15 protein-coding genes are annotated in these 23,630 nt (G+C 52.6%); 5 read left to right on the forward strand and 10 right to left on the reverse strand.

Translation table 11 applies throughout. The annotated features are described in order from the left end of the window. Window positions 1-113 precede the first annotated feature (113 nt). From KCG43_RS08245 to KCG43_RS08255, 3 genes are all read right to left on the reverse strand, one after another. Window positions 114-482 (reverse strand): YacL family protein, encoded by a 369-nt coding sequence (locus KCG43_RS08245; RefSeq protein WP_192015797.1) that lies wholly within the window; start codon window positions 480-482, stop codon window positions 114-116. Window positions 483-812: 330 nt separating this feature from the next. Continuing rightward, complete coding sequence (acnB, locus tag KCG43_RS08250) at window positions 813-3,410, reverse strand: bifunctional aconitate hydratase 2/2-methylisocitrate dehydratase (RefSeq protein ID WP_192015905.1); 2,598 nt, start codon at window positions 3,408-3,410, stop codon at window positions 813-815. Window positions 3,411-3,625: 215 nt separating this feature from the next. Continuing rightward, a complete protein-coding gene (locus KCG43_RS08255) occupies window positions 3,626-5,884 on the reverse strand; it encodes a patatin-like phospholipase family protein (RefSeq protein WP_218384311.1) in 2,259 nt (752 codons plus the stop codon). A 115-nt stretch (window positions 5,885-5,999) separates the two neighbouring features. Here KCG43_RS08255 and KCG43_RS08260 point away from each other — a divergent pair, with 115 nt between their 5' ends. Beyond that, complete coding sequence (locus KCG43_RS08260) at window positions 6,000-7,913, forward strand: methyl-accepting chemotaxis protein (protein ID WP_218384312.1); 1,914 nt, start codon at window positions 6,000-6,002, stop codon at window positions 7,911-7,913. Window positions 7,914-8,124: 211 nt separating this feature from the next. Here KCG43_RS08260 and lpdA read toward each other — a convergent pair whose 3' ends face one another. From lpdA to ampD, 5 genes are all read right to left on the reverse strand, one after another. Further along, window positions 8,125-9,549, reverse strand: a complete 1,425-nt coding sequence (gene lpdA / locus KCG43_RS08265; RefSeq protein ID WP_192015800.1) for a dihydrolipoyl dehydrogenase — start codon at window positions 9,547-9,549, stop codon at window positions 8,125-8,127. A 187-nt stretch (window positions 9,550-9,736) separates the two neighbouring features. Then, window positions 9,737-11,635: a pyruvate dehydrogenase complex dihydrolipoyllysine-residue acetyltransferase gene (gene aceF, locus KCG43_RS08270; RefSeq protein WP_218384314.1), complete on the reverse strand. Its 1,899-nt coding sequence runs from the start codon at window positions 11,633-11,635 to the stop codon at window positions 9,737-9,739. A gap of 13 nt (window positions 11,636-11,648) precedes the next feature. Beyond that, window positions 11,649-14,312 carry a pyruvate dehydrogenase (acetyl-transferring), homodimeric type gene (gene aceE / locus KCG43_RS08275; RefSeq protein ID WP_218384316.1) on the reverse strand — a complete coding sequence of 888 codons (2,664 nt, stop codon included), beginning with the start codon at window positions 14,310-14,312 and terminating at the stop codon, window positions 11,649-11,651. A 101-nt stretch (window positions 14,313-14,413) separates the two neighbouring features. Then, window positions 14,414-15,187, reverse strand: coding sequence for a pyruvate dehydrogenase complex transcriptional repressor PdhR (gene pdhR / locus KCG43_RS08280; protein ID WP_027253657.1), 774 nt, complete (start codon window positions 15,185-15,187; stop codon window positions 14,414-14,416). 321 nt (window positions 15,188-15,508) lie between these two features. Continuing rightward, complete coding sequence (gene ampD / locus KCG43_RS08285; RefSeq protein ID WP_218384319.1) at window positions 15,509-16,063, reverse strand: 1,6-anhydro-N-acetylmuramyl-L-alanine amidase AmpD; 555 nt, start codon at window positions 16,061-16,063, stop codon at window positions 15,509-15,511. Between the two features lie 148 nt (window positions 16,064-16,211). On the opposite strand from ampD, the gene nadC reads away from it, so the two are divergent. Beyond that, on the forward strand, window positions 16,212-17,108 hold the full coding sequence (gene nadC, locus KCG43_RS08290) for a carboxylating nicotinate-nucleotide diphosphorylase (RefSeq protein ID WP_218384320.1): 897 nt from the start codon (window positions 16,212-16,214) through the stop codon (window positions 17,106-17,108). 69 nt (window positions 17,109-17,177) lie between these two features. Here the strand turns inward: nadC and glpQ are convergent, their stop codons facing one another. After that, window positions 17,178-18,236 carry a glycerophosphodiester phosphodiesterase gene (gene glpQ, locus KCG43_RS08295; RefSeq protein WP_237794642.1) on the reverse strand — a complete coding sequence of 353 codons (1,059 nt, stop codon included), beginning with the start codon at window positions 18,234-18,236 and terminating at the stop codon, window positions 17,178-17,180. A gap of 95 nt (window positions 18,237-18,331) precedes the next feature. Further along, on the reverse strand, window positions 18,332-19,693 hold the full coding sequence (gene glpT / locus KCG43_RS08300; protein ID WP_218384322.1) for a glycerol-3-phosphate transporter: 1,362 nt from the start codon (window positions 19,691-19,693) through the stop codon (window positions 18,332-18,334). 421 nt (window positions 19,694-20,114) lie between these two features. Between glpT and KCG43_RS08305 the strand changes: the two genes are divergently transcribed. The 3 genes from KCG43_RS08305 to KCG43_RS08315 are packed head-to-tail and all read left to right on the forward strand — an operon-like array spanning window position 20,115 to window position 23,546. Further along, window positions 20,115-20,609: a prepilin-type N-terminal cleavage/methylation domain-containing protein gene (locus KCG43_RS08305; protein ID WP_304622553.1), complete on the forward strand. Its 495-nt coding sequence runs from the start codon at window positions 20,115-20,117 to the stop codon at window positions 20,607-20,609. A gap of 1 nt (window position 20,610) precedes the next feature. Next, window positions 20,611-22,311, forward strand: a complete 1,701-nt coding sequence (locus tag KCG43_RS08310) for a GspE/PulE family protein (RefSeq protein ID WP_218384323.1) — start codon at window positions 20,611-20,613, stop codon at window positions 22,309-22,311. Next, complete coding sequence (locus KCG43_RS08315; protein ID WP_192015808.1) at window positions 22,311-23,546, forward strand: type II secretion system F family protein; 1,236 nt, start codon at window positions 22,311-22,313, stop codon at window positions 23,544-23,546. The genes KCG43_RS08310 and KCG43_RS08315 overlap by 1 nt, the downstream gene beginning before the upstream one ends. Window positions 23,547-23,630 lie beyond the last annotated feature (84 nt).

Below are 23,630 nucleotides of genomic sequence, written 5' to 3' on the forward strand. Positions count from 1 at the left end.
ATAAACATTAACTTAATTAATAAACATAAAAATTGCACAAAAAAACCGCACCATAGTGGTGCGGTTAATTCCCCGAAAAGAAGCAAAGCAGGAATTTACACTGAATCTGACGCCTATCGTCCGCGAGTGAATGCACGCCAAGCATGCAAGACTTGCTCAAGATCCTCAAATCCACACAAAGAAACCGCTTCATCGTCATAATGGCTCATGTCTTCATCAAGCTGCTCTTCATCTTGAAAAAACAAATAATTAGCCTGAACAATGGCTTCGTTATCCTCCAGGATCAGTGTCATTTCTTCCCCGCTTAACCGCCACTCGCTCGTCGTACCCTTTAATGCACCAAGTTGATTCAGGATCAAGGCTATCTTTGCCTCATCAGCCTGCACTTCTTCCACCAGCCAGCGGCCAAGCGCTTCATGTCCCATAGAAAAAACCACATGATAGCTGCCATCCAGCATGTTTTTCTTAAATTCGTAGTCCATACCTGCCCTTTATTATTGTGATTAGTGATTGGTGTCTGCCGTCAGGCGCCATCTTACTTAACTATTGTCCGCATACTGCATTCAGTGAAGGAAGACGGAATAATTCCGCCGCGCACCTTGTCAGGAACCCGGTAAAAATGCAACCTGAAGCCGCTATGAACTGCCTATAAGGCGTGTGTGGGAAGTCACAACCTTGCCGAGCCACAGGCTTAGAAGGCACACGGCGAAACGTAGCGCAACACAAAAGACATAAGGATAAAAAGACAAAAAAAGACAGGGAGCCATTGGCTCCCTGTCTTATTCACAAGTATCTATTCTGGTCGGGTATGATTACACCGCAGCCTGGATAATCACTTCATCCGCACGCTTAGTGTACTGACCCATACGGTGGAAGTTCAGATAACGGTAAGTATCTGCTGCCGTTGCATTAATCTGCTTGGCGTACTCCATGTACTCTTCCACAGTCGGGATACGACCCAGGATAGCACCCACCGCTGCCAGCTCAGCTGAAGAAAGGTACACATTGGCACCTGTCCCCAGACGGTTCGGGAAGTTACGGGTAGAGGTCGACATCACAGTTGCTTTATCAGCCACACGCGCCTGGTTACCCATACACAGCGAACATCCCGGCGTTTCTATACGAACACCAGCACGACCGAAGATACCGTAATAACCTTCCTCAGTCAGTTGATCACGGTCCATCTTAGTGGGTGGTGCCACCCACAAACGCGTGTTCAGCTGGCCACCAAATTTATCCAGCAGCTTACCGGCGGCACGGAAATGGCCGATGTTAGTCATACAGGAACCGATGAAGACCTCGTCGATTTCCGTACCCTGCACATCAGACAGCAGGCGTGCATCGTCCGGATCGTTAGGCGCACACAGAATTGGCTCTTTGATCTCAGCCAGATCGATTTCGATCACATGAGCATATTCGGCGTCTTTGTCTGCTTCCATCAGAGACGGATTATCCAGCCATTCCTGCATCGCAGTAATACGGCGTTCAATGGTACGACGATCACCATAACCTTCGGCAATCATCCACTTCAGCATCACAATGTTGGATTCCAGATACTCAGCCACAGACTCCTGCGACAGTTTTACTGTACAACCCGCCGCACTGCGCTCTGCCGAGGCATCAGACAGCTCAAAAGCCTGCTCAACCGTCAGGTGCTCAACACCTTCAATTTCCAGCACGCGGCCGGAGAATTCGTTGATCTTACCGGCTTTCTCTACGGTCAGCAGACCATGTTTGATACCGTAGTAAGGGATGGCATGCACCAGATCACGCAGCGTGATACCTTCTTGCATTTCGCCCTTAAAGCGCACCAGGATAGACTCTGGCATATCCAGCGGCATCACACCGGTTGCCGCAGCGAACGCCACCAGACCAGAACCGGCCGGGAACGAAATTCCCAGAGGGAAACGGGTGTGCGAGTCACCACCGGTACCGACAGTATCAGGCAGCAGCATGCGGTTCAGCCAGGAGTGGATCACACCGTCGCCAGGACGCAGCGAGACACCGCCACGGTTCATGATGAAGTCAGGCAGCGTATGGTGGGTGTTGACATCAACTGGCTTAGGATAAGCCGAGGTGTGACAGAATGACTGCATGGTCAGCTCAGCAGAGAAGCCCAGGCAGGCCAAGTCTTTCAGCTCATCACGGGTCATAGGACCTGTGGTGTCCTGAGAGCCCACTGTGGTCATCTTAGGCTCACAGTAGGTGCCCGGACGGATACCTTCAACGCCACAGGCTTTACCAACCATTTTCTGAGCCAGGGTAAACCCTTTACCAGAATCTGCCACTGGCTGCGGGCGACGGAATACCGTCGACGCTTCCAGGCCCAGACACTCACGGGCACGGTCAGTCAGACCACGGCCGATGATCAGCGGAATACGGCCGCCGGCACGCACTTCATCAATCAGCACGTCGGTTTTCAGCGAGAAGGTAGAGACCACTTCATCACTGCCGTGACGACGCACTTCACCTTTGAATGGGTAAACGTCGATCACATCACCCATGTTCAGCGCCGTCACATCCACTTCAATCGGCAGTGCACCGGCATCTTCCATAGTATTAAAGAAGATAGGCGCAATCTTACCGCCCAGTACATAACCGCCAGCGCGCTTATTGGGGACATTCGGAATATCATCGCCCATGAACCAGAGTACGGAGTTAGTCGCCGATTTACGGGATGAACCCGTACCGACCACATCACCGACGTAAACCAGCTGATGCCCTTTCTCTTTCAGGGCTTCAATTTGTTTCACCGGACCAACTGAACCGGCTTGATCCGGTTCAATACCGTCACGTTCATTTTTCAGCATCGCCAGCGCGTGCAGAGGAATATCCGGACGAGACCAGGCATCAGGCGCCGGCGACAGGTCATCGGTATTGGTTTCACCGGTGACTTTAAAAACAGTCAGGGTAATTTTTTCAGCCAGTTCAGGCTTAGACAGGAACCACTCGGCATCCGCCCAGGATTGCAGCACTTGCTTGGCGAATTCATTGCCGGCTTTTGCTTTTTCTTCGACATCATAGAAAGCATCGAACATCAGCAGCGTATGAGACAGGGCTTTCACCGCAATCTGTGCCAGTTCGGCATTGTCTAATAGGCTGATCAGGGGCTCAATGTTATAACCACCTTGCATGGTGCCCAGCAATTCAGCCGCTTTTTCTTTGCTGACAATGGGAGAAGTCGCTTCACCTGTGGTAATCGCGGCCAGAAAGCCCGCTTTCACGTATGCAGCTTCATCAACACCTGGCGGGATGCGGTTTTCCAGCAGGTCGACCAGGAAGGCTTCTTCGCCTGCAGGTGGATTTTTCAGAAGTTCAACCAGAGCAGCAGTTTGCTCGGCATCCAGAGGCTTAGGGACAATCCCTTCAGCAGCACGCTCTTCGACGTGTTTACGGTAGGCTTCAAGCACGACATATTCCTCATTTTTCGGTTTAGCCAACCGGCTAAACATCCTTGGAAGTGATTGCCCTCTCCGGTTATCACGCACGCATTATGCTTGACTTGATTCAGACCTTTTTGACGTGCAGGAGAGACCAAAACCGGTTACGGAGCATACCATTTTTAACTAAACATTAAAATCAGGCGGACTTTTACAACATTCACAAAACAGGAAAAATCCCAGTATTACAGGGCTCCTCCAAAAAACAGATAGAAAGAACTTAAATCTTCTTCCGTCCTGCCATAAGCCAGAATGAATGGCCCAAATGGCGTAGTAATACCAGTGAATATGCTACCTGCATAGTATCCCGGTATTTCTGAGACAGAAAGATTGGGATTATTGAACACGCCGCCCCATTCGACAGAGCCCCCCAGATACACCGCTGAGTTAAACAGGCCAAAGTCGTTATCCAGCAGATGGTATCGGTACACCAGGGCAGAAAATACTTTATTGTTACCCGACAAACTGTTTTTCGGTATGCCGGATAGATTCAGGAAACCACCCAGCTCTTTGGGATCTAGCCGTAAATCCTCATCGGAATGCACGTTGCCGTATTCCGCCTTGCCCATCAAGGTATGGCGGCCAAAAGTGTACGCTCCCTTCCAGCCCAAATCGAAATGCAAAGATGTGTCTGCACTGTGCTCACCCTGAAAACGCACACTGTCATCCGAAGAGGCAATCTCGGCGAGAAAAAAGTGGCCATTGTTCGGCAGGGTGAAATCGTCCAGGGTATCAAGGTTGTACCTCAGATAAAGACGCCGGCTGCTGCGATCCTGATCGCCCAAATTCAGAATACCGGGAAATTGTGTCTCTCCGTTGCCAAACAGATAACCCAGCCTGAACTCTTGCCAAAGGGCAGGCTGCCACCCCAGTGAGCTGTCGATACTCACATCAATGAAGCGCGCAGCAAGAAAATCATCAATGTTCTTCAGGCTCGGTTCTTCCCCCGAAACAGCGACATGGGTATTAGTTACATCGTAGTCGATGCCCATCACGGCGAACCATTCCTGATCGCTGGTAAAAGGCACATACAGTTCGCTGGCGATACGCTTATCAGAGCCATATTCGAGTTCGTTGCGCCATTCAGCCCCTTTCTCTGACAGACCGGTCGCCGTTAACCCCAACCCAATGGAGAAGTCGGTATTATTGGCAAAATCATCTTCTAAGGCGAAGCGCATGTCGATAAAGTTGGGCCCCCAGCTTTTGGCCTTCACTTCAAAGATCAATATATGGCGATTGCCTAAACGCTCAAACCTGTAATCTACCCGTTCAAACCTGTCCAGCGCATACAGATCGCGCACACTTTGCTCCAGCTGCTCGGTATTTACCTTCATGCCGGGTTTCAGTTGCAGCCGCTCTAACAAGACTTCATCGGCATAAGGACTGTTGTTGAGCAATTCAATTTCGTCGATCCGGCCTTCTTCCAAAAATTCCAGCTCGCGCCGGGCAGTCTGTTTGTAATCAATATATGTCTGATAAATACTGGCGTTGCCGAGTTCTGACAGCTGGAAGCGCACAGCCTGAACACTGTGATAACCGCTGTCAAAGGCTTCCGGCATGCGGTGAAAGTCTGTGGTGCTGATGCCCCGGACATCAGGACGCAGCAACAGGTCGGTATCGGACAACTGTGCTTCCTGCCGGGCAGAATTATCCCGCACCATAAAATCGGTCAGCTGATCCATGACCACCAGATAGTCGCTCAGCTCATCGGCAGTTTTGAAATCGTTACTGATATCAACCGCGATCACCAGATCGGCGCCCATCTCCTTCACCACAGAAATGGGCAGATTATTGGTGATGCCGCCATCCACCAGCAATTTGCCTTCCAGCATCACAGGTGGCAGCAAACCGGGAACAGACATACTCGCCTGCATCGCCTCAGCCAGATCGCCACCGGACAACACAACGGGTTTAAGATTTTCAATATCAGTGGCAACCGCACGGTATGGTACAGGCAAGGCATCAAAGCTGACCATCCAGGGCAAATTGCCGGATGTGGTACGCAGTATCTCGCCCATGGTTTGTCCCTGTACAAACCCTTTCGGCACTTTGATCTCCCAGAATTTAAACCCCAGATCCATGACTATCTGGAACCTGTCCTCTTGCTGCTTTTCACGAACCCGCCGCTCACTGCGCTGCACCCTGTCTTCATAACCCGACTCCCAGTCCACGGTATTGAGGATGGCTTCAACCTCATCGGCGCTCATTCCCGATGCATACAAGCCCCCGACATAAGCGCCCATGCTGGTCCCCACAATGTAATCCACCGGGATCTGCAGCTCTTCCAGCGCCTTCAGCACCCCGACATGGGCCGCCCCTTTGGCACCGCCACCGCCGAGGACAAGTCCGACCTTCAGGCGATCAGCATTTTTTTGCTCCGCTTTCACTAAAGCTGAAGTAAATACGGCCGATATCACAATAAATAATGCAAAAAAACGAAACATCCCTTTAAAAACACCATGTTGATCACTGAGCCGATGTGGGTGACACCGGCTAAAAAAGACAATTAATTCGCACACTTATACCGCAGAAATCCCGGTAGCAACAGAGAATTGATGCATGAACCTCAAGCAGCTTTCCATCAGGCAAAAACTTACACTGGCAATGAGCATAGCCGTCATTGCCTCAAGCGCATTAGTCAGTTACCTCAGTCTCAGCACCTCGCAGGACATTATTCAGTCGCGACTGCTCAGCAATGAACTGCCTACCCGGCTGGCCCAGTTCAGCGGACAAGTGGAATCAGAAGTCAGGCTGCTGCAAAACGCCACTGAACAGCTGGCAAACAATACGGCCATGCTAAACCTGCTGACGCAGCCTGTCAGCGCCGACGACGAACAGCAGCTTATTGACCAGCTCAACAGCCTCAAGCGCCAGTATGGTCTGAACGATGCCTCTATTGCCAACCGGGAAACCGGGGATTACTGGAACCAGAACGGATTCCTGCGCCGCCTGAATCGTACTCAGGATAGCTGGTTCTACAACTTCCGTGATAGCAACAAGTCAAGAATGACCCAGGTGTTCAGGGAAGCGAACGGTGAGCTGAAACTTTTTGTCAATTACCAGCAGCTGAACGGCACAGGAATGTCCGGCTTTTCCCGCTCATTCAATGATATGGCTAATCTGCTCTCGCAGTTCAAACTGGAGCAAACCGGCTTTGTGGTACTGACGGATGCACGCGGCGTGGTGCAGCTTGATCCGAACAACCGCAACCCGGAAAAAACGCCTTTTACCGATCGCTTTGGTTCAGACAGCCGGGTGTTACTGGAAAAGAGCCCTTTCAATCTGTTTACCGCCCATTACCAGGGTCAGAAGCTGCTGCTGGCTTCCAGCTATATTCCGGCGATGGACTGGTTTGTGATTGCTCAGGTGCCTGAACAAGAAGTGTTTGCCCAGTTAAATGAGACCCGCAATTATGTGATGCTTCTGGCTGTCCTGACCACCCTGGCATTTATTGGCCTGGCGGTATACCTGAGCCAGACCATCACCCGGCCGATCCGCCAGGCCGCTGATACCTTCCGCGAACTGGGCGAAGGTGATGGCGATCTGAGCCGACGCATTCCTGTGTCAGGTAAAGACGAAATTGCTGAACTGGCCAATGGTTTCAATGCCTTTGCCAGCAAGATCCATGCACTGGTTGTCGACGTCGCTGCCACGGGCACAGAGCTCCGTGAGGCCGCCGAGCAAGTCTCTGCTCAGGCACAAGCCACACTGGATCACAGCCAGAATCAGCGTGATCGTACCCTGCAGGTGGTCACAGCCATTAATCAGATGGGCGCCACCGTCAATGAGATTGCCGGTAATGCGGCTTATGCGGCGGAATCCGCTTCGCAGGCCACCTCGGCCACCAGCAATGGTCAGCAAGTGGTCCAGAGCGCCCAGGACAGCATTGAACAGTTGGCCGGCGATATGCACAACATGGCAAAAGTGGTCGCGACACTGGCAGATAATACCGTCGCCATTGGCGGTATTCTGGAAGTGATTCGCGGCGTCTCCGAGCAGACCAACCTGCTGGCACTCAATGCCGCGATTGAAGCTGCGCAGGCCGGCGAACAAGGACGGGGCTTTGCCGTGGTCGCCGACGAGGTACGTAACCTGGCCAGCCGCACTGCGGCCTCAACTGATGAAATCCAGACCATGATTAACCGCCTGCAGCAGGAAGCGCAACACGCCGTCCAGGCGATGCAGAACAGCCAGCAATTAACCGAAGCCGGCACCCAGGCCGCTGATGATGCCACCAAAGCACTGCTGCTCATCAACGATCAGATCCTGCAGATTTCCGATTTGAACACCCAGGTCGCCACCGCAACCGAGGAGCAGTCCACCGTTGTGTCTGATATCAACATCAATATCGAAGATATCAACGAGAATACCCAGCGTACCTCAGACACGGCGAATGAGATGGTCACGTCCAGTCAGAATCTGCACGCTTTGTCGCTCCGTCTGGAGCGTATGGTCAGCAGCTTTAAACAGTAATCAGATCTGCATGCCTTCAAGCGCCGTGTCCAGAACACTCCCTTCTCACCTCCCCCTCTACGAGGGGGAGAAACAAAAACAGCGAGCCTGAATTCCTTTTCCTGGCGTTTCCCTCTACGAGGAGGGAGGAACCGAATGCCATTACTCTGGTTCGAAACGTAAAAAAGCGCCTCAAGGGCGCTTTTTTCATGCAGTCAGAAAAGGTAAAAAATTACTTTTTCTTCTTCGCTTTGGCGTTTGGCAGGTCAGTGATCGAACCTTCGAACACTTCCGCAGCCAGACCCACAGACTCGTGCAGAGTCGGGTGAGCATGGATAGTCAGTGCGATGTCTTCGGCATCACAACCCATCTCGATAGCCAGACCGATTTCGCCCAGCAGTTCACCGCCGTTAGTACCTACGATAGCACCACCGATAACACGGTTAGTGTCTTTGTCGAAGATCATCTTGGTCATGCCGTCAGCACAGTCAGACGCGATCGCACGGCCAGAAGCGGCCCATGGGAAAGTAGCAACTTCGTAGTTGATGCCTTCTGCTTTCGCTTCTTTCTCTGTCTTACCCACCCAGGCAACTTCAGGCTCAGTATAAGCAATTGAAGGAATCACTTTCGGGTCGAAGTAATGCTTCTTACCGGCAATCACTTCTGCCGCTACGTGACCTTCGTGCACACCTTTGTGTGCCAGCATTGGCTGACCCACCACATCGCCAATCGCGAAGATGTGTGGCACGTTGGTACGCATTTGCTTGTCGGTGTTGATGAAACCACGCTCATCAACCGCCACGCCCGCTTTCTCAGCGTCGATCAGCTTACCGTTTGGTGTACGGCCGATCGCCACCAGAACCGCGTCGTAACGAACAGGCTCAGCCGGTGCTTTCTTGCCTTCCATTGACACGTAAATGCCGTCTTCCTTCGCTTCAACCGCAGTCACTTTGGTTTCCAGCATCAGGTTGAACTTCTTGCTGATACGCTTGGTGAAGACTTTGATGATGTCTTTGTCTGCCGCAGGGATCACCTGATCAAACATTTCAACGACGTCGATCTGAGAGCCCAGTGCGTCATACACAGTACCCATTTCCAGACCAATGATGCCGCCGCCCATGACCAGCAGTTTTTCTGGTACTTCTTTCAGTTCCAGCGCGTCTGTTGAGTCCCAGATACGCGGATCTTCATGCGGGATGAAAGGTAGTTCAATCGGACGGGAACCGGCTGCGATGATAGCGTTGTCAAATTTCACCGTAGTGGCTTCTTCGCCTTCTACAACGATAGTGTTCGGATCGGTAAATTTACCGTAGCCGTTCACGACAGTCACTTTACGCATTTTCGCCATACCACCCAGACCACCGGTCAGTTGGTTGATGACTTTATCTTTCCAGATGCGGATCTTGTTGATATCGGTTTGTGGCTCACCAAATACCACGCCGTGATCGGCCATGGCTTTAGCTTCTTCGATGACTTTCGCCACGTGCAGCAGTGCTTTCGATGGGATACAACCCACGTTCAGACACACGCCACCCAGAGTGCTGTATTTTTCAATCAGAACCGTTTCCAGACCTAAGTCTGCGCAACGGAAAGCGGCAGAGTAACCGGCAGGACCTGAGCCTAGAACTACGACCTGGGCTTTAATTTCTTTACTCATTATTGACCTCGTTGTAAGTCATCTATCCCTAACTGGCTGTAAGGCAGAATGCGTTATTTTTTTATTTTCAGACCGCGCAACAGTTTACAGACCTGTTATCACCCTGAAAAGGAAAATGGCATTCCCTGTGAGCCAGGCAACAATTCCTTGCCCGTTCATACGGGCAAGGAATCTCGGGTCACACCTTTTACAGCACCAGACGACGAATGTCGGACAGCATGCCGTTCAGGTAAGTAATGAAGCGTGCACCTTCAGCACCGTCGATCACACGGTGATCGTAAGACAGTGACAGCGGCAGCATCAGGCGAGGTTCGAAGTCCTTGCCGTTCCATACTGGTTTCATCTCAGACTTAGACACACCCAGGATGCCCACTTCAGGGGCATTCACGATTGGAGTGAATGCCGTACCACCCAGGCCACCCAGGCTTGAGATAGTGAAGCAGCCGCCCTGCATGTCAGCAGCCGTCAGTTTACCGGCACGGGCTTTCTTAGAGACCACCATCAGCTCTTCAGACAGCTCGTAGATGCCTTTCTTGTTCACGTCTTTGAACACAGGCACAACCAGACCGTTTGGTGTATCTACCGCAATACCGATGTTAACGTATTTCTTCAGGATCAGGCTCTCACCGTCGTCAGACAGAGAAGAGTTGAACGCCGGGAAGGCTTCCAGAGACTTGGCAACAGCTTTCATGATGAACACCAGCGGGGTGATCTTCATGCCTGTGTCTTTCTTCGCTTCAATCGCATTCTGCTCTTTACGGAAAGCTTCCAGCGCTGTGATGTCTGCGTCATCCCACTGAGTAACATGCGGGATCATCACCCAGTTACGGTGCAGGTTGGCGCCAGAGATCTTCTTGATGCGAGACAGCGGCTTCACTTCCGTTTCGCCGAACTTGCTGAAATCTACTTTCGGCCAAGGCAGCAGACCCAGTGCCGCACCGTCACCTTTACCGGATGCAGAAGCTGCTGTACCAGACTCAAGGCGTTTCAGCGCGTCTTTCACATAGCTCTGAACGTCTTCTTTCAGAACGCGGTTCTTGCGGCCGGTACCTTTGACTTTCGCCAGGTTAACACCAAACTCGCGAGCCAGACGACGAACAACCGGAGAAGCGTGTGCGTATTCGTTGTTTTCAACGAAATCGCCACTCGCTGCAGGAGCTTCAGCTTTCGCAGCCGGAGCCGCCGCTGGTGCTGCTGCTGCCGGAGCAGGTGCTGCGGCCTGAGGTGCTGCAGCCGGAGCGGCACCAGCCACTTCGAATACCATGATCAGAGAGCCGGTCGAGACTTTGTCGCCGCTCGCGATCTTGATTTCTTTCACTTTACCCGCGAATGGTGCAGGCACTTCCATTGAAGCTTTGTCGCCTTCCACTGTGATCAGAGATTGCTCTTCTTCCACCATGTCGCCAACGGCAACCATGATTTCAGTCACTTCAACTTCGTCACCACCGATATCCGGTACGTTCACTTCTTTGTCAGCCGCCGCGGCTGGTGCTGCTGCCGGAGCAGGAGCTGCTTCAGCCGCTGGAGCCGGTGCTGCTGCACCAGAACCGGCCACTTCAAAGACCATGATCAGAGAACCCGTCGACACTTTGTCACCGGATACGATCTTGATTTCTTTTACCGTGCCCGCGAATGGCGCCGGTACTTCCATCGAAGCCTTGTCGCCTTCAACCGTGATCAGAGACTGCTCTTCTTCAACACTGTCGCCAACCGCCACCATGATTTCAGTGACTTCAACTTCGTCGCCACCGATATCAGGCACGTGAACTTCTTTCAGTTCAGCGGCGGCTGGAGCGGCAGGGGCTGCAGCAGGCGCGGCTTCTGCAGCTGGAGCAGGTGCCGCTTGCGCCGCACCCTCCGCTTCGAAGATCATGATCAAAGAACCGGTAGACACTTTGTCGCCTTCCGCTACTTTGATTTCTTTTACGATACCCGCCTGAGAAGCCGGTACTTCCATAGAAGCCTTGTCGCCTTCAACAGTGATCAGAGATTGCTCTTCTTCCACCTTGTCGCCAACGCTGACCAGGATTTCAGTAACCTCAACCTCATCAGCACCGATGTCAGGTACATTAATTTCGATTGCCATTATTTATTGCCTCTTACGCGAATAGCGGGTTGATCTTGTCGACATCGATGTTGAATTTCTTGATTGCTTCCGCAACGGCAGATTTCTCAACATCACCACGCTTGGCCAGCTCGTTCAGAGCTGCAACAACCACGTAGCCAGCGTTCACTTCGAAGTGACGACGCAGGTTCTCACGGCTGTCAGAACGGCCAAAGCCATCAGTACCCAGCACTTTATAAGATTCAGCCGGGATGAAGGCACGCACCTGATCCGCATAGTTCTTCATGTAGTCAGTTGCTGCAATGGCAGGTTCAGTACCCATCACTTCCGCGATGTAAGTGACTTTCTGCTCAGCTTCCGGGTGCAGCATGTTGTAACGCTCTGCGTCCTGACCGTCACGGGCCAGTTCGTTGAATGAGGTTACAGAGAAGACGTCAGACGCGATGCCGTAATCGTCGCTCAGGATTTGAGCGGCTTTACGTACTTCAGTCATGATGGTGCCTGAGCTCATCAGCTGAACTTTCGCTTTATCGCCCGCGTAAGTTTCCAGCTTGTAGATACCCTTACGGATACCTTCTTCAGCGCCTTCCGGCATAGCTGGCATTGCGTAGTTTTCGTTCATCAGCGTCAGGTAGTAGAACACATTTTCCTGATCGCCATACATGCGACGGATACCGTCTTGCATGATAACGGCCACTTCGTACGCGAACGTCGGGTCGTAAGAGATACAGTTCGGGATAGTGTTGGCCAGAATGTGGCTGTGACCATCTTCGTGCTGCAGACCTTCACCGTTCAGGGTTGTACGACCGGCTGTTGCACCCAGCAGGAAGCCACGTGCTTGCTGGTCACCCGCCATCCACGCCATGTCGCCAACACGCTGGAAGCCGAACATAGAGTAGTAGATGTAGAAAGGAACCATTGGCAGGTCGTTGGTGCTGTACGAGGTCGCCGCAGCTACCCACGAAGACATAGCGCCCAGCTCGTTAATACCTTCCTGCAGTACCTGACCTGCGGTGTCTTCTTTGTAGTAAGACACAACGCCACGGTCTTCAGGGGTATAAGTCTGACCGCTTGGGTTGTAGATACCGATTTGACGGAACAGGCCTTCCATACCGAAAGTACGCGCTTCGTCAGCAATAATAGGAACGATGTTCTTACCGATGTTCTTGTTCTTCAGCAGCACGTTCAGTGCACGCACAAAGCCCATAGTGGTTGAGATATCACGCTTCTGCTCTTCCAGCAGCGGTTTGAACTCTGCCAGCTCAGGCACAATGAACTCTTGGGTGAAGTTCGGCAGACGCTTAGGCGTGTAACCGTGCAGTGCTTTACGACGAGCGTGCAGGTATTCGTGCTCTTTCGAACCTTCTTCCAGTTTCAGGTAAGGCAGGTTCTTCACGTCATCTTCAGACACCAGATCTTGCAGACCCAGGCGATCGCGCAGGTGCAGAACATGGGTCATGTCCATTTTCTTCACCTGGTGCGCAATGTTCTTACCTTCGGCCGCTTCACCCATGCCGTAACCTTTAACGGTTTTAGCCAGGATAACAGTTGGCTTGCCTTTGGTGTCTTGCGCGTTTTTGAATGCCGCGTACAGTTTTGATGACTCGTGACCGCCACGCTTCAGCGCAAAGATTTCGTCGTCAGTCATGTCAGCAACCAGGGCTGCTGTTTCAGGGTATTTACCGAAGAAGTGCTCACGCACGTAAGCGCCGTCTTTGGATTTGAACGTCTGGTAGTCACCGTCGATGGTTTCGTTCATCAGCTGCAGCAGTTTACCTGTGGTATCTTTTGCCAGCAGAGAATCCCAGTTGTTACCCCAGATTACTTTAACTACGTTCCAGCCTGCACCTTTGAACAGACCTTCCAGTTCCTGGATGATGCTGCCGTTACCCATAACCGGGCCGTCAAGACGCTGCAGGTTACAGTTAACCAGGAAGCACAGGTTGTCCAGTTTCTCACGGGCTGCAAAAGAAATCGCACCGCGTGATTCTGGCTCATCCATCTCGCCATCACCCAGGAATGCATACACACGCTGAGCAGAGGTATCTTTCATACCGCGGCCATTCAGGTACTTCAGGAAACGCGCCTGGTAGATAGAAGCAATCGGACCCAGACCCATAGACACGGTTGGGAATTGCCAGAATTCAGGCATCAGTTTAGGGTGCGGATAAGAAGAAATACCTTTACCGTCGACTTCCTGACGGAAGTTATCCAGTTGCTCTTCAGTCAGACGACCTTCAACGAAGGCACGAGAGTAGATACCCGGAGAGATGTGGCCCTGATAGTACACCAGGTCGCCGCCGTCTGTTTCGTTAGCTGCACGGAAGAAGTGGTTAAAGCACACTTCGTAGAAAGCCGCAGAAGATTGGAACGAAGCCATGTGGCCACCCAGTTCCAGATCTTTCTTAGAGGCACGCAGTACGATCATTACGGCGTTCCAGCGGATAATTGCACGGATACGACGTTCCAGAGTGGTATCACCAGGATACGCAGGCTCTTGTGCTGCAGGAATGGTATTGATGTAGTTAGTGGTAATGCCCGTTGGCATGTCTACTCCACCCAGACGCGCTTTTTCCAGCACTTGCTCCAGCAGGTACTGTGCGCGCTCTACACCTTCTTCACGAACGACGGACTCCAGGGCTGCTAGCCATTCTTGAGTCTCCAGTGCGTCCACGTCATGCTTCATGACTTCAGACATGCGATCTATCCTTTCGTTGATATTCTACAAAACCAGGGTTTTATCGCCCCTAACAATGTCGCGACTGTTTGATACCGACCTCGGCTTATATGAGGGAAGTATTAATCCAGCCCGTCCTTGCGTTGTTGAATCCTGCGAAGAGAGCGTTCACGTCTGCTATCTTCAAGCGTTAAATCCAACAATGTTTCCTCGATATAAGCCAAATGTGCATGCGATGCTTCACGCGCCATTTCCGGCTGCCCGGAAACGATCGCATGCACAATATCGGCTCGGTGTTTGCTCACCTTCTCCACCACCTCTGGGCGACGGTTCAGGAGTTCAAAGTTTTGTAATACGTTTTGTTCCAGCAAGGGGGCGAGACTGCGGATGATATGCAGCAGTACCAGATTATGAGCGGATTCGGTCACCGCAATCAGATACTGCATCACAGCGGCAGCTTCAGACTTGAGATCACCCTGTTGCTGGGCTTCCTGTATCCGGCTGTGACAGGCGCGGATACGGTCGAAATCGTCTTCATTGCCGCGAAGAGCGGCATAGTAAGCAGCCAGCCCTTCAAGGGCATGGCGGGATTCGAGTAAATCGAGCTGTGTTTCAGGATGGGCTGCCAGTAAGTCCAGCAGGGGATCAGAAAAGCTTTGCCATAACTGATCCGACACAAAGGTGCCCCCGCCCTGACGACGGGTCAGCAGATGTTTGGCTTCTAAGCGTTGAATCGCTTCGCGTACCGAAGGACGCGAAACGTCAAACTGCCGCGCTAACTCTCGTTCAGGCGGCAGTTGGTCTCCGGGGGACCATATCCCCTCCAGGATCAGTCGCTCAAGTTCTTGCTCTATGACGTCTGAGAGCTTGGCTTGGCGAATACGCTTATAAGTCATTTATTAGTATCTGCTTCTTGTATTTTTTTATCTTACAGTTCGACCCTACGACCGGTTAATTGGTCATACCAATTTAACTATATACAGAAATTTTACAGAAATAATTGAGGATGTCTACCGACAACTTGATTCATGTCATGGTACTTCGAGCAATAAATCCCCGCAATTCGGACCATGAAAGCCAAAAATTATCGCAACTTTAGACCATAATCCCGCATGTTGCGAACAAGATTCCTACAGAAAGTTAATGGTCAGACCAATTTGTTAACATTTTCGTCACATACAAAAATGTCACTTTTTGTAAAACAGCTCAAATTTTTTTTAATCGCTTAACCCGCTTTTATAACACCGCCAGTCAAAGGCCAGTCCAGGGTCGGTCTTGCGGCCGGGAGCAATAAATTCATGCCCGGTGATGCGGGCGCGGGACAGTTGCGGATAACGGGCTAACAAAATGCGGGTGAGTCGGCGCAGAGCATCATACTGCTCCGGGGTATATGGCAGGGTATCTGTGCCTTCCAGTTCAATGCCGATAGAAAAATCATTGCATTTCTCTCTGCCGGCAAATTCAGACACACCGGCATGCCAGGCTCTGGCATTGAAAGGCACAAACTGAATCACTTCGCCATCGCGGCGGATCAGGCAATGGGCGGATACCCGTAACTGATGAATTTCCCGAAAATACGGGTGCCCGTCCGGATCCAGTTGTCCGGTAAAAAGCTGCTCTATATAAGGACCGCCAAACTGCTCTGGCGGCAGGCTGATATTGTGTATCACCAGCAAAGAGATATCGGTTTCATCCTGCCGGCGGTCACAGAACGGAGAAGGCACCCGTTTCACTTTGTCCAGCCAGTGTTGGTCGTTAATTCTGAAATTCATGCCTGCTGCCTGTTTGCTTGATTTACCTGACACTAAGGATAAAACCTGTAGACGCTCTCACTCAACCCGAGAATGCCTTCCCCTTGCCAGCATCTCACAGTATGATCGGCTTCATTTCGACAGCCTCAGCCAACACGGTATATAAGTTATGAGCCCTACGGAACAAAAACATGATACGCAGTCTCGCCTGGCCTACCTGCGCCAGCAGCTTCCCGAAGATATCCGCCGCAATGTGGCCGATGCGCTGCGCGAAGATTTGGGCGGCGAGATTGATGCGGCCCGCGACATTACTGCCAGCCTGATCCCGGCGGACAGCCAGGGAACGGCCACCATTATTACCCGTGAATCCGGGGTGTTCTGCGGCCAGCTCTGGGCCGACGAAGTGTTCCGTCAACTGGGTGAGCAAGTAACCATAGACTGGCAGGTCAGCGACGGCGATCCGGTTGAGCCCAATCAGGTGCTGTGCGTGCTGCAGGGTCCGTCGCGTATTCTGCTGACTGGCGAGCGCAATGCAATGAACTTCATCCAGACCTTATCCGGCTGCGCCACTAAGGTGGCACATTACGCCGATCTGCTGGAAGGCACTCCAACCCGTCTGCTCGATACCCGTAAGACCATACCCGGCCTGCGCAACGCACTGAAGTACGCTGTTGCGTGTGGCGGCGGCTTCAACCACCGTATCGGAGTATTCGATGCCTATCTGATCAAAGAAAACCACATCATTGCCTGTGGCGGGATCAGACAAGCCGTTGAGGCGGCCAGGCAGCTCAATCCGGGCAAGCCGGTGGAAGTGGAAACCGAGAGTCTGGATGAACTGAAACAGGCCATTGATGCCGGTGCTGACATCGTGATGCTGGACAACTTCACCACGGATATGATGCGCGCAGCGGTTGCGTTAAATCAGGGACAGGTCGCTCTGGAAGTGTCGGGCAATGTCACCGATGAAACACTGCGCGACTTTGCTGAAACCGGTGTCGATTATATCTCGGTCGGCGCGCTGACCAAGCATGTGCGTGCCATGGACTTGTCAATGCGCTTTAAATAAGCTCAGATGATTCAGAAACAGAAAGGGAGCGCCAGAGCGCTCCCTTTTCTTATTAAGGATGAGTCCCTGTTAGCCGCGGTTCAGGAAAGACACTGCTTTGTCCGGGAAGTCAGTGAATACGCCATCCACTTTCACTTTGTTATAAAACACGTCCAGCATGTCATCGAAGTTATCCGCATAAGGGGCAATACGGCCTTCATCGGCACGGAAAGTGTAGGGGTGAACCACCAGACCGGCAGACTTAGCTTCTTTCATCAGCGGCAGGATGATCAGCTTATCCTGGGTTGATTTATCATCCACCAGCATAGGTTTCCATGGCCCGATACCATCGGCATACTGAGCCACTTTTGCCATGCCGCCTTTTTCAAACATCCAGTCATAGTTGTACGGCGTTGCATCCTTGCCTTGATACACCATGGTCTCGTTCCAGTCGGTGTAGGCCATCAGCTGTACCAGATTGAGATCCATCTTCATGGCCGGCATCAGTTCATCATTGATGCGTTTGAGTTCAATCGGATCAAAACACTGCACAAAAGCTTTGTCGTCTTTGCTGTCGTAGCCGTAGGCTTTCAGCACTTTCAGTAAGGCCTTGGAGATATCCTTGCCTTCGTGGCGGTGGAACCAAGGGGCTTTGATCTCAGGGTAGATCCCTATGTTGTAACCCAACGTGCTGTTCAGGCCTTGGATCAGCTCAATTTCTTCCGCCAGTGTCGGCACAGTAAAGGACGACTTCCACAACGGGAAACGGTCAGGAAAACCCGCCACCTTGTTGCCGTCTTTATCTATATTAAAGCCTTCGGTCAGACGCAGACCTTGAATTTCAGCCAGGGTAAAATCGATCGCGTAGTAACGGCCGTCGGCACGGGCACGATCAGGATAACGCTCCGCTACGTCTGTCACACGATCAAGATAATGATCATGCAAAACAACCAGTTGGTCGTCTTTGGTCATCACCACGTCTTGCTCGATATAGTCCGGCTTCATGGCATAGGCCATTGCTTTGGCTTCCAGCGTGTGCTCAGGCAGATAGCCCGACGCGCCACGGTGTGCAATCACCAGCGGATCCGCCAGAGAGAAGGAAGAGTAAGTCAGTGCAGCCAGGGTTAAGCCAATAACGTTCAGTTTCATTTTATTATCCATATGTTGGTACATAGACACCCGAAAAGAGTCAGGCCGTCACAGTTATGAAACGGCCTGAATAATATAAAGATTAAAGCATGAATTTAAGCAAGTGCTTGTTCGCGTGCTTTTTGTTTATGGTGCGCCCGCTCACCGACAAAGGCATACATCAGGAAGATGATGGATGCGATACAAGAGCCCACCAGCACGATGAAACCGCCATCCCAGCCAAAGTGATCCACTGTGTAACCCAGTACCGCATTCGCCGCGACAGCGCCACCCAGGTAACCAAACAGGCCGGTCAGACCCGCCGCTGTGCCCGCCGCTTTTTTCGGCGCCAGTTCAAGCGCATACAGACCAATCAGCATCACAGGACCATAAATCAGGAAACCGATCGCAATCAGTGCCAGCATATCAACAGTTGGATTGCCTGCCGGGTTAAACCAGTAAACCAGTACTGCCACAGTAACCAGCACCATGAACAGAATACCGGCAGGCGCACGGCGCCCTTTGAACAGTTTGTCAGAAATCCAGCCGCACAGCAGCGTGCCCGGAATACCGGCCCACTCATACAGGAAATACGCCCAGGATGATTTATCCACAGTGAATTCCTTGGCTTCTTTCAGGTACACAGGTGCCCAGTCGAGTACGCCGTAACGGATCAGGTACACAAAGGCATTGGCAATCGCGATAGACCACAGCAGCTTGTTGGAAAATACGTACTTAAAGAAAATTTCTTTGGCCGACATCTCTTTTTCATGAGACTTGTCGTAATCGTCCGGGTAATCGTTTTTGTATTCTTCAATCGCCGGCAGGCCGCAAGACTGAGGCGTATCACGCACCGTCAGCCAGATGAAAACAGCCACCAGGGCAGCAAAAAAGGCAGGTACATAAAAGGCCGCGCGCCAGTCATCCTGGAAAGCCCATAACCCCAGCAAAAACAGCGGGCCAATCAGGCCGCCGCCCACGTTATGAGCGACATTCCAAACCGAGACAATTTCGCCCCGCTCTTTACGGGACCACCAGTGCACCATAGTCCGGCCGCACGCTGGCCAGCCCATACCCTGGAACCAGCCGTTCAGGAATAGCAGGATAAACATGGCGGTAATGCTGCTCGTTGCCCAGGGCATGAAACCGAAGCAAAACATCACCAGCGACGACATCAGCAGGCCGGCACTTAAGAAATAGCGCGGATCGGAGCGGTCAGACACGCTGCCCATCAGAAACTTCGACAGGCCATAGGAAATAGAGACAGCGGCCAGCGCGACACCCAGATCACCACGGCTAAAGCCCTGCTCAATCAGGTATGGCATCGCCAGACTGAAATTCTTACGTACCAGGTAATAACCTGCATACCCGAAAAAAATTCCAATAAAAAGCTGCCACCGCAGCCGTTTGTAGGTGCTGTCAACCTTGTCTGCCGGTAGCAGAGGCTGATGCGCTTTGGGAGTGAAAATTCCAAACATTCAGAGGGAACCTCGTTGTTATGATTATTGCGATGGTTTTTTAATGAGCGAGTGAGCGTATTCATCAAACCGATGAAAGTAAATCTTTTCGTTTGTGCTCATTTGCTATCTGTGATCTGAGTATTGTCTTGATAGACACCCAACAAAAATAGTGGTTTTTAAGTGATTTACTGCAATTGCACTGTGTTTATGCTCATTTCGCACCATGAGCACATTCGAGCAAGTCAGTCTGACTAATGTCAATCCGGCCCTTGATACCGCCTGCCCGACACCGTTTTCTTCGAGCAGCCTCCAGCGATCGGTTGTAAGCCCTGGCTGTTGCAGCTAAGGGGTTGAATAGCACCGAGAAACCAAGATTCACTGCTATCCATATGAATAACATGACTTATTTTCATTCGCACAGTTTCTTCAGGCGGATAGCATGATGACCAGACACAGTGGATTTACATTGATTGAATTGATGATAGTGGTGGCTATCATCAGCATACTGGCGGCTTTTGCCATGCCGGCTTATCAGGGATACACCCAGCGTGCCCATGCAACTGAAATGCTGCATGCTTCCTCGGCGATGAAAACCGCGGTCAGTTTATGCCTGATGACAGGGCAAACATCAGGTACCGCCCAGCTGGTCGACTGTCACAGCGGCAGTAACGGTGTACCTGCCAGACAACTTTTCAGCAAAAGCAACGGTGACAGTTTTGAAATTTTCTCAACGGTGACGGCAAGCCTGTCAGGGACCACACCAACCATCACTGACGGCGCAGCCATAGTAGCGCGTATTCCGGAAGGACAGCGCAAAGGCAGCCTGCCGGCAAATGCGGAAATCCGGTTACAGCCACAGAGCGACGCCCACGGCATTGTCTGGCGCACACTTTGCAGCGGTGATAACCAGTCGCAATTTTGTCCGGGGCAATAATATGAGCAGCGCTCTGGTCAACACTTTGCTGCAATCCAGCCTCATCAATCCGGCTGAAGCCGATCGGATCCTGGCCGAAATGCGCCATCATCACCTGAACGATATCGCGGCCATCGTCAGCTCTGGGGTGTTCAGCGACCGGGATCTGGCCAAACAGCTGGCCCATCTTGCTGGACTGCCCATGGACGATGTCCACCATTACGATTATCAGTCGGTCTGTAAAAGGCTGAGCCTCAGACCCCTGATAGAAAGACACAGCGTGCTTCCCCTCGCACTGGACAAGGATGTGCTCACCTTAGGGATCGCCAACCCCTTTGACACCCGCAGTCAGGACGAATGCCGCTTTGCCTCCGGCTATCAGATTTCACCGGTGATTTTACCGCTCAGGCAGCTGGAAAACGCCATCAGGCGGATTTACGGTGACCCGATTACCAGCACGCTGCATACTGCCAGCCTCAACGACAATGAGATAGCGCAGCTCTCAGCCGCCCAGGCTCCGCCGAGCGAACAAGCAGCCGACAACGACGACGCCCCTGTCAGCCGTTATCTCAACCACCTGCTGCTGGATGCGGTACGGCGGCAGGCCTCTGATATTCACATCGAGCCGTTAGAAAAACAGTGCCGGATCCGGTTTCGCTGCGATGGCCTGCTTCTGATTCATGCCACTCCCCCTTCAGATTTGGCTGCCCGGCTGGCCGCCAGACTCAAAATACTGGCCAGACTCAACATAGCAGAGCGGCGCCTGCCTCAGGACGGCCGCTTCAGGCTGCCGCTCAATCAAGATCTGACCGTAGATATGCGGGTCTCGACGCTGCCGGCGCAGTGGGGAGAAAAAGTCGTCTTGCGCTTACTCGACAGCAACCATATTCCGCTGGCGCTGCACAGGCTGGGGTATACCGACGGCCAGCGTAATGTCTTTGAGCAGGCACTGACTAAGCCACAGGGCCTGATCCTGGTGACCGGCCCGACCGGCAGCGGAAAAACACTGTCGCTGTATGCCGCCCTGAACTTACTGAACAAGGAACACCGCAACATTTGTACCGCGGAAGATCCGGTTGAGATTCAATTACCCGGCATCAACCAGCTTCACATTCACCCCGCCATCGGGCTGGATTTTGCCACAGCACTGCGCACCTTTCTGCGCCAGGATCCCGATGTAATCATGATAGGTGAGATCCGGGATCAGGAAACCGCGACCATGGCGGTACGCGCCGCGCAGACCGGCCATCTGGTTCTGTCCACCCTGCACACCAACTCCGCGGCCGATACCCTGAACCGATTACAGCATCTGGGGATCGCGCCTTATGAACTCAGCGCCTCACTCAGTCTGATCATCGCCCAGCGGCTGGTCCGCTGCCTGTGCCCGCACTGTAAGCAACAGACTGACCTAGCGATCAGCCAACGCCAAAGACTGGCCATAGACGCATCAACGCCAGTGTTCGCCGCCAACCCTCAGGGGTGTGAGCACTGTAATCAGGGCTACTTAGGCAGAACCGGGTTGTTTGAACTGGTATCTTGCAAAGCCAGCCAGACAAACCCGTTAAGTGAAGCCGCGCTTTACGATTTTATGACTGAGCAGGCTGACGGCTTGTCACTGGAGCAGGCCGGGATCCGTTTGCTCTGTCAGGGCCTCACCAGCCTGAGCGAGCTGCAGCGGGTGCTGGCATGTGACAGTCTGCAGCCGGATGCCGGGAGCGCCTGATGGTACCGGCAGAACGATTAGGTTACTTTCGGTGGCGAGGACGCCAGAGCAATGGTCGCAGCGTCAGCGGCGTGCGTGTCGCTTTCCAGCCCGGAGAGATCGAAGACTCCCTTCGCATTCAATCGATTACACCTCAGTCCATCCGCCGCATCAGACCCGGCTGGTTAATCTATCGCCGTCATCGTTTCCGGCAGCAGGATCTGACCAACATGTTCCGGCAGCTAGCCAGCTTACTGAGTGCTTCTCTGCCGCTGAGCGCAGCACTGGCCATTCTGACCAAAGAGCAGAGCCGGATGGAAGCCGCCGCCATACTGAACCGTATCCAGCAGCAGGTCACATCCGGCACTCCGCTCTCTGAAGCCGTTGCCCGCCACACACCCTGTTGCGATGCCATAGTCACCAGCCTGCTCAAAGCCGGTGAGTTCGCCGGGCAACTGCCGCAAATTCTCGAACAGATTGCCTCGTACCGCGAACAGTATCATCAGCTGCAGCGTACCCTGTTCCATACCCTGCTCTACCCTGCTGCGGTTTGTGTGGTGGCCATGGCAGTAACTGCCCTGATGTTGGTGTGGATCATTCCGCAATTTGCCGGATTGTTTGCCACCATGGGCCACCAGCTCCCCTGGCTGACCCGTGCAGTGCTGACGCTGTCGGACTACGCCGGCCGGTACAGCCTGCAACTTATGGCCAGCGTGGCCCTGATAACCGGACTCTGCCGCTGGCAGTATCGCCGCAGCCTGCGCTGGCAATACCGTTTTCACCACGTAGCACTGCTGTTTCCACTAGCAGGCACCTGCCTGCATCTGGCAGCGCAAGCGCGATTCACCCGCACATTGGGCACCACTTTTCAGGCCGGAGTCCCTTTGCTGGACGGGCTGAATCTTGCCGCGAGCACCTGTGGTAACAGAGTGCTGGAGCACACCTACCGTCAGGCTGCCCGGCTGGTCGCCGGCGGGCAACCGCTCCACTCCGCAATCCGGCAAGGGATGGGCAAACAGCGCGCCCTTGTTCCTGAACGTCTGATACAGCTCATCATGGTCGGTGAAGAAACCGGGAAAATAGATACTCTGCTGTTCGAGCTGGCGGCTTACTATGACAATGCACTGTCACAGCAGTTGAAAACGCTGACAACCCTGCTCGAGCCTGTGCTGATACTTGTCATAGGGATAATTATCGGTACCTTGCTGCTGGCCATGTACTTGCCCGTGTTTGATCTGATGAAAGCCGTTGGTTGAGTTATTTGTCTGCGGCTCGCTACTGACGGCAAAATCAGGCTAAAATAACGGTTCTTCGGATATCTTGATGGAAAATGAGTAATC

The organism is Photobacterium sp. WH24 (assembly GCF_019204055.1).
GTDB lineage: Bacteria > Pseudomonadota > Gammaproteobacteria > Enterobacterales > Vibrionaceae > Photobacterium > Photobacterium arenosum.

Excerpts from the sequence above, each read along its gene's own strand:
- glpT (WP_218384322.1), bottom strand. The coding sequence starts at position 19,693 with ATGTTTGGAATTTTCACTCCCAAAGCGCATCAGCCTCTGCTACCGGCA.
- KCG43_RS08255 (WP_218384311.1), bottom strand. The coding sequence starts at position 5,884 with ATGTTTCGTTTTTTTGCATTATTTATTGTGATATCGGCCGTATTTACT.
- KCG43_RS08305 (WP_304622553.1), top strand. The coding sequence starts at position 20,115 with ATGATGACCAGACACAGTGGATTTACATTGATTGAATTGATGATAGTG.
- aceF (WP_218384314.1), bottom strand. The coding sequence starts at position 11,635 with ATGGCAATCGAAATTAATGTACCTGACATCGGTGCTGATGAGGTTGAG.
- KCG43_RS08245 (WP_192015797.1), bottom strand. The coding sequence starts at position 482 with ATGGACTACGAATTTAAGAAAAACATGCTGGATGGCAGCTATCATGTG.
- aceE (WP_218384316.1), bottom strand. The coding sequence starts at position 14,312 with ATGTCTGAAGTCATGAAGCATGACGTGGACGCACTGGAGACTCAAGAA.
- nadC (WP_218384320.1), top strand. The coding sequence starts at position 16,212 with ATGAGCCCTACGGAACAAAAACATGATACGCAGTCTCGCCTGGCCTAC.
- pdhR (WP_027253657.1), bottom strand. The coding sequence starts at position 15,187 with ATGACTTATAAGCGTATTCGCCAAGCCAAGCTCTCAGACGTCATAGAG.
- KCG43_RS08315 (WP_192015808.1), top strand. The coding sequence starts at position 22,311 with ATGGTACCGGCAGAACGATTAGGTTACTTTCGGTGGCGAGGACGCCAG.
- lpdA (WP_192015800.1), bottom strand. The coding sequence starts at position 9,549 with ATGAGTAAAGAAATTAAAGCCCAGGTCGTAGTTCTAGGCTCAGGTCCT.
- KCG43_RS08260 (WP_218384312.1), top strand. The coding sequence starts at position 6,000 with ATGAACCTCAAGCAGCTTTCCATCAGGCAAAAACTTACACTGGCAATG.
- KCG43_RS08310 (WP_218384323.1), top strand. The coding sequence starts at position 20,611 with ATGAGCAGCGCTCTGGTCAACACTTTGCTGCAATCCAGCCTCATCAAT.
- glpQ (WP_237794642.1), bottom strand. The coding sequence starts at position 18,236 with ATGAAACTGAACGTTATTGGCTTAACCCTGGCTGCACTGACTTACTCT.
- ampD (WP_218384319.1), bottom strand. The coding sequence starts at position 16,063 with ATGAATTTCAGAATTAACGACCAACACTGGCTGGACAAAGTGAAACGG.